Source organism: Sphingobacterium thalpophilum, assembly GCF_901482695.1.
GTDB classification, from domain to species: Bacteria; Bacteroidota; Bacteroidia; order Sphingobacteriales; family Sphingobacteriaceae; genus Sphingobacterium; species Sphingobacterium thalpophilum.
In genome coordinates this window covers 170977-183431 of the sequence record NZ_LR590484.1, presented here as the reverse complement: position 1 = coordinate 183431, position 12455 = coordinate 170977, and the positions used below count along the sequence as shown (strand labels likewise).

General features: G+C 41.0%; 9 protein-coding genes. 6 read left to right on the top strand and 3 right to left on the bottom strand.

Annotated features, from left to right (window positions below):
* Window positions 1-53 precede the first annotated feature (53 nt).
* From FGL37_RS00675 to FGL37_RS00665, 3 genes are read right to left on the bottom strand one after another with little or no spacing between them, the layout of a single operon-like run.
* The gene (locus FGL37_RS00675; RefSeq protein WP_028071455.1) at window positions 54-1643 is read right to left on the bottom strand and encodes an MFS transporter; all 1590 of its coding nucleotides are present in this window, start codon (window positions 1641-1643) and stop codon (window positions 54-56) included.
* Window positions 1643-2692, bottom strand: coding sequence for an HlyD family secretion protein (locus FGL37_RS00670; protein WP_028071454.1), 1050 nt, complete (start codon window positions 2690-2692; stop codon window positions 1643-1645). The genes FGL37_RS00675 and FGL37_RS00670 overlap by 1 nt, the downstream gene beginning before the upstream one ends.
* A gap of 10 nt (window positions 2693-2702) precedes the next feature.
* Entirely contained in the window at window positions 2703-4253 is a 1551-nt protein-coding gene (locus FGL37_RS00665) for a TolC family protein (RefSeq protein WP_232048604.1), read from the bottom strand.
* Window positions 4254-4342: 89 nt separating this feature from the next.
* On the opposite strand from FGL37_RS00665, the gene FGL37_RS00660 reads away from it, so the two are divergent.
* From FGL37_RS00660 to FGL37_RS00635, 6 genes are all read left to right on the top strand, one after another.
* Complete coding sequence (locus FGL37_RS00660; protein ID WP_028071452.1) at window positions 4343-5122, top strand: AraC family transcriptional regulator; 780 nt, start codon at window positions 4343-4345, stop codon at window positions 5120-5122.
* Window positions 5123-5279: 157 nt separating this feature from the next.
* A complete protein-coding gene (locus FGL37_RS00655; RefSeq protein ID WP_028071451.1) occupies window positions 5280-6338 on the top strand; it encodes a hypothetical protein in 1059 nt (352 codons plus the stop codon).
* A 117-nt stretch (window positions 6339-6455) separates the two neighbouring features.
* Entirely contained in the window at window positions 6456-7016 is a 561-nt protein-coding gene (locus FGL37_RS00650) for an RNA polymerase sigma factor (protein WP_028071450.1), read from the top strand.
* A gap of 54 nt (window positions 7017-7070) precedes the next feature.
* Window positions 7071-8063, top strand: coding sequence for a FecR family protein (locus FGL37_RS00645; RefSeq protein ID WP_028071449.1), 993 nt, complete (start codon window positions 7071-7073; stop codon window positions 8061-8063).
* Window positions 8064-8075: 12 nt separating this feature from the next.
* Window positions 8076-11099, top strand: a complete 3024-nt coding sequence (locus tag FGL37_RS00640) for a TonB-dependent receptor domain-containing protein (RefSeq protein ID WP_028071448.1) — start codon at window positions 8076-8078, stop codon at window positions 11097-11099.
* Window positions 11100-11103: 4 nt separating this feature from the next.
* The gene (locus tag FGL37_RS00635; protein WP_160169535.1) at window positions 11104-12453 is read left to right on the top strand and encodes a DUF4876 domain-containing protein; all 1350 of its coding nucleotides are present in this window, start codon (window positions 11104-11106) and stop codon (window positions 12451-12453) included.
* The last annotated feature ends 2 nt before the right edge of the window (window positions 12454-12455 follow it).

Below are 12455 nucleotides of genomic sequence, written 5' to 3'. Positions count from 1 at the left end.
TTTTAAAGTGCTCCAGCTTTTCTAGAAGAGGTCAGGAGTGGGGCAGGTGCATTCTAATAGGGAATATTACCTTTCCTTAATCTCAAAACAACATGTTGAATCTGTGGCAAGAGGAGCAGAACAGCAATTACCAAGATTACGCCTGTTAACATCCAATCATAGTAATCTCTGGTGGCACGAGCTAATATTTGATGCCCGACCATTTGATTGAAATAGCCTGTGGATGCTGTTTTTGACGTATACATATCGCTACCCACATTCATATATTGGTTTTGGATATCCAGTAAAGTTACTGGTAATTGAGGGTTGGTTTCCGTGAGTGCTTCGCGGACCTTTTCCCGAACTCCCGATTTTGCAAATAACTGAAGTTCGTTACTTAGTGCCAGACTTGTTGTAAATCCTGTAAACCTAGCCAATATACCAACAAGCGAGGCATTGATCGCAATCTTTTGGGGTGCTGAGGAAACGGTAAATGAAACAATCGGAACAAACAATACACCTGTTGCCACACCATAAATAAACATTGGCAGAATAAAGTCGACTGTCTCTCCCTGTACAGAAACAAACCGTATCATATAAGCATAATAAATCGCCATCGTTCCAAAACCAATAGTAATAATCCTTATTAGGTTGTAACCCGCCAAGATGAATCGGGAAGTAACGAACATACTCAGTATAGTTCCTAAAATTACCGTAGTCCATATCGGAATGGTGCTCAGTGGATCATTTCCTAATATCACTTCAAGATAGCCGTAGGCGAGGCCTGTACTTCCTTTGAAAATATAAAATGTAAAAAGAAGCAAGAGGCCGATAACAAAATTCTTTGTTTTAAATATCTGTAGATTGATTAATGGTCTTTTAAGTTTTACTGTTCTCGTGATAAAAAGAGAAAGAACAACTACATTAGCTAAACTGAGCTTAATGATTAAAGAACTATCGAACCATCCTAATTGTCGTCCATAGACAAGAATATATCCTAATATCAAGATAAATGATGCATAAAATAGATAGCCTATCCAATCTACCTGATACAATGGCATCTTTTTAGTAAATCTGGCGTTACTGTTCATCGTCAGCAGTATGACAAATGTCAGGATGATGAGTATGATGATAAATCCGTAGAATAGCCAATTAAAATCAAAAAAATGAACGACCATACTCGTATAGATGGAGTAGAATGGTACAGCGATCTGTATACTGCCGTAAAGAATGCTATAAGCAATCACACGGGCACGTACAGACTGCAGCCGCGGGAAAATAAGCTGTGTCGCAATTCCTGACATCAATGCACAGGTAATGCCTTGCAAAAACTGGCAAATAACAAACAATGTCCAATCTTTGACATGAAAGCAGATAAGGCAACAAAGGATATTCACGGCGAGGGCCATCAGCAAATATTTTCTTGGTGCAAAATATTTTACCATACGAAAATCAAGTGCCAGGAAAGCTACGGTTGAACCATAGATAACGACCATCGCATACTGGACATCGGTAGCTTGTATGCCGTAATAGCCCATAGCTGCTACTGGACTGCCATAAAAAGCAAAACTAAAAAGACAGGCCATCAGAATGCCAAATATGACAGATCTCGCCACCCACTCAGATACCCATGATTTGAAAATTGGTAGGTTATGTGCTTGCATTATTCATCCTTTAAAACGTAAACATTTGCATTCATTCCTGCAGAGAGCTTTGCTAATTTTTCAGGCGTATCGGTTAGTTTGATCCGAACAGGAATGCGTTGTATGATTTTAACAAAATTGCCCGTGGCATTATCGGGAGGAAGCAGTGAATAACGGGAGCCGGTGGTTGGCGAAAGGGACTCGATAGCACCAGCGAACTTTTCATTCGGAAAAGCATCGACTTCAATAGATACCGCTTGCCCAATTCTGAAATTGCCGACCTGTGTTTCCTTATAATTTGCGACTACCCATTTTTCTTCTGCCTTGTTTACCAAAAATGCCAAAGTTTGTCCGGGTTGTATCAGTTGCCCTTCCTGAATTGTCTTTTTCCCGATTTGTCCGTCAAAAGGTGCAGTGATAACTGTATACCGAATATCCAGTTCCTGCCTCGCGAGGAGCGTTTCTTTGATCTTTATTTCTGCCTGTATGGCATTACGTTGTGTGCTGTAATCATTTAGTTTGGATTCTGCCACTTGCAAAGACGCTTTTGCCTGATCATAATCCGATTGCGCGATGGCCAAAGAAGCGCTGATGTTGTCAAATTTTTGTTGTGTTGTAGATCCGTCATTCAGTAGATTCTTATACCGGTCAAATTCTTTTTGTTGTTGATTCAATCTTGCTTTAGCACCTGCCAATTGGGCTTTTATGACCTCGATACTTTTAAGTTGCGTTTCTTCGTTTGCAGCCAAGACGGGTAATTTGGCCTGTGCGCTCATGAGTTCTGCTGCCGCAGCATCTTTTTTCAGCCCGTACTCGTCCAGTTCGATTACCACTAGCGTATCCCCCTTCTTAACAAGCTGATTATCCTTGTAATATATTTTGCTGATATAGCCACCTACTTTTGCGTTTATGGGCGACAAGTAGGCATCTACCTGAGCGTCATTGGTCTGTTCATAGTGATACCCTTTCAAGAGATAAGTAGCTGCCCAGATTATGATTCCTACGAGTAATACGATACCAAAGCATTTGGTTAGGTTTACCACAATTTTATCTGTTTTATTTTTGTTCATCAGTTTTGTATTAGAGAATTCCTACTATTGCCAATAATCTGATATGGCTTACTTGTACGTTTGTCTGTGCTGTTGTCAGATTAAATTTAGCTTCCAATAAAGCATTTTCGGCCTCCAGAAGATCGGTCAGAAGAGATTCCTGATTTAAGTAGCTGCTTCTGATAACACGTAAGGTTTCAGTGGTTTTAATGATATTTTGCTCAGCTGTTTCCACGCTCTCCAAAGCCTGTTGTTGCTGTAAATAAGCCTCTTTTACCTGAAGAGAGATTTCATCCTTCTTCATTTCTGCTTTTTCCTTTGCCTGATTGCTGACAGTCTGGGCACGAGCAATGGAATGCTTGCTCTTGTATAGATTATCGATGGAAAACTGAACTTTAATTCCTGTCTGACCAAATCCCCATAAATCATTCGAATAGGGATAAAAGGAAATCTGCGGATACGTATAATTGTAATTGGAATACAGAGAGACTTTTGGCCATAGCGTAGCTTTCATCTGTTTAACGTTCAGCTTACTCCATTTGATGTCGCTATTCACCATTTTATATGACGGAGACTTGTTAAAAGCGATATCTACATAATCTTTGTAGTCACCTTCTGTGATGGCGTTTAATTCAATTGTATCCGCATGTTTTATTGCTAGCTCGGTATCAATTTCACGGCCCATCAGTATATTGAGGTGTTGCTTGGCGATTGCAATCTTTTTTTTGACATCGGAAAGAGCCAGCTCCAGCTGCGATAATTTGACGGAAGTTCTCAGTACATCACTTTTTAGCACAGTACCGTTTTTATGCAGGCTTTCAATCAGTGTCAGCTGTTTTTTCTCTGCTTCAGTTTCGGCGTCAAGAAAATCATAGAAGTGCAGAAATTTATACAGATCGAAATAGGCAACTGCTACATGGTATTTTACGCTTTGCTTTTGTAGCTCCACTTCATACAGTTTTCGTACCCCTTCTTCCTTTTTCATGACGATGTTTCTTTTGTCTTTACCGCCATTGAAGAGGTTAAGGTTTAAGTTGTAACCCACTCCGTATCCATAGCCTTTTATAGGTACATCCTGCGGAGATGAGAATAATCCGTTGTCATAGATCAAAAATTTGGAATTGAGTTTTACATCGCCACCTGCTGAAAATTCCGGCAGCAAATGATCTTTGGCTTCCAATATTTCTATTTTACTTTGCTGAACATTTAGATCCGATAGTTTCAGGTCCCGGTTGTTAGCTTCGGCGATTTTCCATATTTCTTCCAAACTTAGGGGGTGGATGATTTCTGCATGCTGAGCATACACGGATTGTACAAAAAATAGCAACAGTATGCCCAAAAGTGGGGCTGTGACTGGTTTCTTCTTTCTCTTTGCGGGCCATTGTTTTAACAGCTTTTTCAGCTCATCAAAAGCGAAGCTTAAATCTATCATGGGCATAAAGGGACTAGAATAAGCACAGGACAGCCGATAGACGTAGGCTCTATCCATTTCTTTATCCGGATGACGTGATGTCTGTTCAGATTTTTTGGCTTGTATTGCAAGTTCAAAATCTTTATCAGGTTTTATGATTTTATCTTTCATTATGACTCTATTATTAACACCGCAAAATTATTCAACACCTCAATCTATGGTTTTATATAATTAGCCTAATGTTTGTTATATTTGGCCATATGGAAATTCTTAGCCAATTAATAACTATAGTGGATCAAAATCCCGATTCAATCCTTGTGCTGCGACAACAGACGGAACAGCGTTTGCCTGCTCATCAGCACGATAAGGCCCAGTTGTTGCTGGTTTATGGGGGGATTGCCTACTTGCAAACAGGTGAAAAAGATTTCTATATTCCATCTAATCATTACCTATGGATACCCAAAAACTACCCCCACAACCTCATGTTTAACACGCAGGATCTATATATTATCAATATCTATTTTCCAGACGAAAGCGATGATGGTTTTTATGATGAATTGGGAATATATCCAGTAAGTAAGCTCTTAGCAGAAATGCTCTCATTTAGCGAGAAATGGCAAGGTGATTATTATAAGGGTTCCTGGGAATTTGAGTTTTTATCAACGCTTAGGAAGCTGCTGTCAAAGGAAAAACTGAAAAAGTTTTCGATACAGCTTCCCACAACAGAAGATCAACGGATAAATGAGATTACGGACAGTCTTAGAAGTAGGCTCAATGAAAATCTCACTTTAGAAGATACAGCAACACGATTCGGTATGAGTGTGCGAAGTTTGACCAGATTATTTCAGGCCAAACTGCAAATCACCTTTATTCAGTATTTAAAAATGCTGCGTATTATCCGGGCTATGGAGTTAATAAAGGATACAGATCTGAATATGACAGAGATAGCCTATGAAATTGGATATTCGAATATATCTGCGTTTAGTAATAATTTTCATCAGCTGACCAATATGAGACCTACTGAATTCAAAATGAAATGAGAGGTTCTGCTCTAATTGTTGTTCAACGCCCTTACTGCCTATATACCGCTCAAATAATACAGCTTTTAAGTTTTTGATTCATAGATATATAAAAGTTATTTATTTGTGAAATTTCAGAATTAATCTTTTTTATGATAGTTTTGGTCACAAAATAGCCATGAAAAAAATATTAACATTCTTTAAGTATGCTGTCTTAGCCATACTTACCACTATTTTGCTTCTTATTTTCTATGTTTTTATCAGTAACCGAATTTTCATTGGAGGTGAGGATGAACAATTTGCAGATTATTTAAAACGTAACCAAGAGCAGATTTCAGACAGGATCGAAGGAAAACTGTTTGATGATAATTTCTATCAGTCCCAGATCTTTCTATTCGGTGAGGTTCATGGCTACGCTTATAATCAGAAAATGGATGCGTATTTTTTCAAATTTTTGAATAAAAAAGCGGGGATAAGATATTACGTGGCTGAGATGGATAGTCTGAATGCTAATAAGCTCAATCGTTTTTTACAAGGCAGTACAAAAGATGAGAATTTACTCAGAGAGGTGGTGACAGCAGTCAGTAAACGAATCCCTCAGCAATCGAGTAAAGAGTTATTAGAAAAATGGGACGCTGTGTACGACTATAACCAGACGTTGGCGGATTCGTTAAAGATATCGGTGCTAGGGGTCGATACAGATTTTGACAATAATTCCCATAAGGTCTCCAGAGATTCGGCGATGATGGCCAATTTCAGCAGTTCAGTGAAAAGACTACATCTTGAAAATGAAAAATTTTATGGACTTTTCGGATTTTACCACGTGTTACAGCATAGTGCAAAAGAAGGTAAAAGTCCATTTGCCGAACGACTAAAGAATTCGGGCTTTAGCGTGTCAAGTATTGTAAGTTATACGCTTGAGAGCGAAATGTACCTTCCTAAAAACCCTCAATTTCCGACACCATCGGACCAGAAGATTAGTGTGATCAATGCAGACGGGCCATTTATGCTGGTTAAGGGAATCCATGATTTTTCGGGACTAGCGCAGCCAAATTCCATGAATTTATTTAAGTTGGATGCTAAAGATTCACCTTATAAAAACTCTGAAAAGCTGATAACGATCAAGTCCAGATTGTTCGGTGAGAGTTTCAACCCCGCGCCGGGAACTTCCACGCTTGATTATTTTCAGTACATGGTGCTGCTCAAAAATTCAAAGGCGCTCACACCATTAAAGTAGCAGGGACTGTGGGTAGTGATGATCATAGATTGAAATTGACCAAGTGAATCTTTGGCTAGCGTAGTAAAGGTTTAATATTATTTGGAATAAATCTAAATAATTATTTATTTTGCGCACTTGGATGCACTAAAAACATGGAACTCGATTAAAACTGGCGATAGAGACAGTTTTTTAGCCTTATACGACTCGGTATATACAGCCCTGTTCCGCTACGGATTGAAAATTAATGCCGACCGTGAAGTTGTAAAAGAATCCATCCATATCTTATTCTGTGACCTATGGGAAAAGCGTGAAAAATTACCCATACTAACTACAGATCCAAAATATTATCTCTTTGTATGGCTAAAGCGCGTGATCTACAAACAGCGAGCTAATCAAAATACACCACTGGAAGATCTTTTGCACACACCTGTGGAGGATTCGATCGAATCGCAAAAAATTGCCATTGAGGAAACATTGGAACGAGATCAGGCACTACACGATGCGTTGGGCAAGCTGACAAAAAAACAGCATCACTATATTGAGCTAAAATTTTTCCATAATAAGAGTTATGCGGAAATCGCCGACATGGAGAATGCAGCACTAAGAACAGTTTACAACGTTGTTTATGAAGCAATCAAAAAATTAAAGGGTTCATTATCAGTGGTTATTGTTTTTATTTTAAATTTTTCCAAATAAAATAGGTAAAAAAGAGGCCTTTGCGGCACTACTGTGTAAATGTAACATCGAGCAATGGAACAACCTAATTTGGAAGAACTCATCTGTAATGAATCCTTTATCAATTATTGTCTGCAAGCAAGGCTTGAGGATATGGAATATTGGAAACAATGGGTTGAGGCAAATCCGCAGCACCGGCAGCTTGTAAAAGATGCGAAAGGACTAGTCGAACTGATGCAGACTGGTCCAAGCCAGACCGAGATCGCTGAGGAGCGTGTTCGGCTTCAGGCCTTTATCCATAAAAATGACACTCCGGTACATCGTTTACGAAACTATAGGTGGATTGGCTATGCAGCTGCCAGCCTCTTGTTTGTGTCGATGGCTTTTCTATTCCTAAATAGACAGTCGCCGCTATCGGAAAATGCCACTCAAACTGAACTTATTAGCCAACTGGTACCGACCGGTAAATATATGAATGTGCTTTTGAGCGATAGTACCAAAGTCAAGCTCGGCCCAACGTCTATCATGCGATACCCGAAGAACTTCAATGGTGATAAACGGATCGTGAGCCTCAATGGTGAAGGCTATTTTGAGGTCGCTCATAACGCCCATAAGCCTTTTATTATTCAAACAGGTGAACTTGAAATCAAAGTGTTGGGAACTTCCTTTAATGTATACGCTTTTGAAAACGATAAGCTGTCAAAAATAGCATTGTTTACCGGAAAAGTAGAAGTTTCAAACGGAACAAAAAGACTACAGCTCATTCCGGGGCAGGCCATTGTATATCATAAAAACAAAGCAACCTTTAATGTAGAGTCCTTTGATGCAGCTAAAGAAAAGGAAAATATGGCGGGTGTTTTGCATTTTGAGAAGGCCACTTTCAGCGAAATAGGCAAACAGCTGAACCGAAAATATGGAATCATCGTGCCCGACCGACCGGATATCGAACTGATGTATTCGGGGACTATAGGGCATGAACCGTTGGAAATGGTGCTCGAAAAACTTTCCATGACAACAGATTATCGGTTCGCCATCGAATCCAATACACTTCTCGTTCGTAAAAAATAACATCATATATCTATGTCTTCTAAATCCATCCATAGAAGAGCCCTGCTTCTTGGTGTGCTTCTTTCTTTTCAGGTCTTAGCCGTGGACGCGCAACAGCTAAAGATTGAAGGTAAAAATCAACCCCTGAGGTCTGTTCTGAAGCAGATCGAAGAAAAATCAGGTTACAGTTTTCTCTATGACGAGTCGCAGATCAATGTGGAGCGTCGTATCAATATCGAGGTGAATGGAGCACTTCCACAGGTTCTAAATCAGCTAGAACAGTTGACTTATCTCAAATTACAGGTCTCCGGTAAGAATATCCTGATCAGTAAAGCTTCTGTGGGTGTTTTATCGGGCAAAGTTGTCGATGAGGATGGGAAAGGAATACCATTGGTAACCGTACATCTCAAAGAGCTGAACCAGTATTATTTTACAGATAATAATGGCTCGTTTAGATTCCAGTTTCCGGCCCATCGGCTGAAGTCAGCAAATTTGCAGTTTTCCATGATCGGAAGACAGGGGGCCTCCATGACAACTGTTTTAAGTGGGACAAATAATACGGTTGCTGACATCACATTACCAATTTTGAGTGTAGGACTGGAAGAAATAGCCCTCACTCCCCGGACCAACAGGCGACTGGAAAGCAATAGCTCACTTTATATCAACCGCGAAGTGATCGAACAGTCGGGTGCATTAAGTGTTAATGACTTGTTGAGCCTTATTCCTGGACAAAAGATCGCCGCACCCTCTTTACAACAGGTCCAGCAAGCTAACTTAAGAAGCGCAACATTGAGCACAAATTCTTTTTCCAACAGGGATCCGTTTGCACTCAATAATTCTTTTGGTGTAGCATTGATCATGGATGGTATTGCATTGTCCAACAACGCTAATATGCAGACCTTAAATGCGGGAATTTATGGTATGGGAAATTCTTATGTCAATGGCAAGATATCTGGATTGAGTGGTAGCGACGCCGGTACAGACAACTATACCGGTGATTATACTTTTGGCGGGACCGATCTCCGCCAGATTGCCACAGACAATATCGAGAGCATAGAAATTGCTGCCGGCGTACCTTCTGTGAAGTTTGGGGATATGACCAATGGAGCTATTATCATCAATCGTATTGCGGGCAAGACACCGCTCAATTTTAATGTTCAGCTCCGTGACAATGCAACCGTTTACGGAATGAGCAAAGGCGTTGATACCCGTAAGTTTGGGGCTTTCACCATTGGTGGAAATTTCACGCGCTCCTTTGAAGACAACAGGGACAAGCTGAAATCCTACGACCGTGTAGGTGGAAATATCATGTGGAGTACTTTCGCCGGGAAAGAAAAAGCTTTCACCAATACTTTATCCATAGATTATGGCCGAAACATCGATAAAGTGCGTCGAGACGAGGATGATCCAACAGCAACGGTCATGCGCTTCAAGTCCTATAACTTTGCCATTGGAAGCAGGGCCAATTACCGGATTGACCGAGGTTTTCTTTCCAATATCGGATTGAATGTCCGTTATAGCGAAACCTATCAGAATACATACAAGGAGCAGGACGTCAACGGCACTTATATCATCTACTCAGACGCCACAGAAACGGGAGTCCATCAAGGCCAATATGCAAGCGGGATCTATCAGGCCATTACAAATATTGAGGGTAAGCCCATCGATTTAACGGCACGCCTCGATCTGACGGGCACCTTTCAGACCGGCGACCTGCTGCATCAAGTAAATTTTGGATCATTTTTCAATTACTCAAAAAATATAGGAAAAGGACAGATTGTTGACCCATCCAGACCACGCAACAATACCATAGCAGCAAATGCTGATATTCGTAAAGAACGCTATTATGATGTCTCACGTATTCGCGGCCAAAAGCAGCTGGGATTTTATGCAGAGGACCTATTCACGGCGAAAATCGCGCAGCGAGACCTGAACGTCCGTATTGGGACGCGGCTGGACAAATTCGAAAAGTATGTTACATTTTCACCGCGGACGAATATTAACTATGCGATTACCCCAGCGCTGACAGTGGGCGTAGCATATGGCTGGGCAAGTAAGGCGCCGGCATTGGCACAATTGTATCCGGGACCGGTATTTTATGAGATTCCCTTATTTCAGCATACTGCATTTAATGGGGGCAGTGTTGATGAGGCAAATAGCCTTTACCTGATGTATATAGATAAATTTACACCGGATAATAGCACGCTTAAGCCTTCGTTGTCCGAACAGTTTGAATTTTCAGCCACCTATGAATACAAAGATTTTAAATGGGGGCTGAACCTTTATCAAAAAAGGAATTATAGAGATATCGTTACCGTCACCGATTTTGAGAAAGTAGTACTGGACAAATACAACGATAATCCCGATCCCAATGCGGATGTTCCCTATATTATTGAGGGGACAAAACAATATAGGCTATCGCGATTTGTATTTATGAATGCTGATGACAAAAGAACTCAGGGGATCGAATTCATGCTATCTACGCCAAAATGGATGGCCATCGCTACTTCGTTTAGTGTAAGGGCGGGATTGACCAGATCAAACTATAGACCTCTGCAAAACATGGCGACATTTACTAACAACACGGACAACCCCAATCGTGCAGAATCTGCAATATACCCAACACAGCGCAGGACGACTACGGTAAGCAATGCCGCAATTACCTCAAGTACGCATATTCCAAAGGCTAGACTGTTGATCAATTTCACGACCGAACTTAACCTCTTGAATAAAACCAATACCAATGCGTCCGACGGGATACCTATCGGCTATTATACACAGGATGGAACCTATCATGCCATAGACAATTTTGATCGCAACAATGTCGATTATGCCCATACGCTAAGGCCTATAGAAGAAATCAACAATCAGAACCAGCCTGCTGTCTATACCAATTTCCACTTAAACGTATCGAAGGAAATCAGCAAACGCCTAAGCCTGGCTTTTCATGTCTATAACGTATTTAACTATCGTCCACAGTATAAACGCTCGGATAATTCCATGATCATTCCGAATGGTAAACCTACCTATGGTGCGCAGCTCAGACTTAAACTATAACGCCATGAAAATCATTATTAAACTTATACTTTTGATCTTTGGCTCCAGCCATCTTTTTATGGCTTGTCAAAAAGATAGCTATGCCGAAAACGGTGCGGTAGACATTTCGTTGAGTACGTCTTACGAAAGTGAAACCTATGTCAATAAGCTGCCGTTGGATGATATCACTTTAAATCTCTATACCTTGAAAGGGAAACTGCTGATGACGGTGAAATCTGATGAAAATGGTGTATTTGAGTTCATGGATCTGGCGCCCAATACATATAATGTTCAGGTCGTGAAAACATTCAGTGCGGCAGAATTCAATCAATTGACGGGACAGCGTGAAGACAATGAGGTCACCTTTAGTTCGGTGATACGCCGTATCGAAGTCGTTAAAGGGTCAGCGCAGACACATTGGGATCTTACTCTCCTGACCGGTAATAGTAATCAGGAGGGCTTGGTGATCAAGCAGATCTATTACGCAGGCTCAGACGCCAATCAAGGCGCCAGTTTTAGAGATCAATTTATTGAAATATATAACAATTCCGATAGCCTTCGCTATGCAGACAGTCTCTATATAGCCGAAGCTTTTGGTGCGACAAATGCGAGCACGACCTATGTATATCAGCCTAATAGCGGACAGTACGACTGGAGCAAGTCGTATCGTATGCCACAGGATATAAATGCCAACAGCGATTATGTCTACGCTCATCTGATCATTCAGCTTCCGGGCAGTGGAAAAGATTATCCGATCCCGCCGGGCGAGAGTATTGTTGTTGCCTCAACGGCTGCCAATCATCAGTCGCCCTATGTAGGGGCCGATGGGGTAGCGATCTCCGTAAAGAATCCGAGCCTCACCATTGACCTCAGCAAAGCAGATTTTGAAGCTTATTATGTGCCCTATCTTGGAAGTACCAAACCTTTGGCATCAGACATCGATAACCCAAATGTACCCAACATACGGCTGATCAACCGGGGCAATGGTGCCGACATGATTATGAACCAGGCAGGTCAACGCAGCTGGATCATTTTCCGTGATCAAAACATGGGACCGGTGAGCGACTGGAAGGGCTTTATGCCGCCATATGCTGATGGACGGGAAAATTTGGGGACAGATTACATCCAGATTCCAATAGTTAATATTTTGGATGGCGTGGAAATTCAGTCATCGACCTCTACACAATATCCGAAACGATTTACAGCAAAAATCGATGCTGGATCTATCGCAGTAGACGGAGGTGCGCGTTCATCAAATTCCGTTATTAGGAAAACAAAAGAGATTATCAACGGAAGAAGAATACTGCAGGATTCTAATAACTCAAGTGATGATTTTGTGTCGATGAAGGCAAATCCAAAGGGGTTTATTGATTAAGT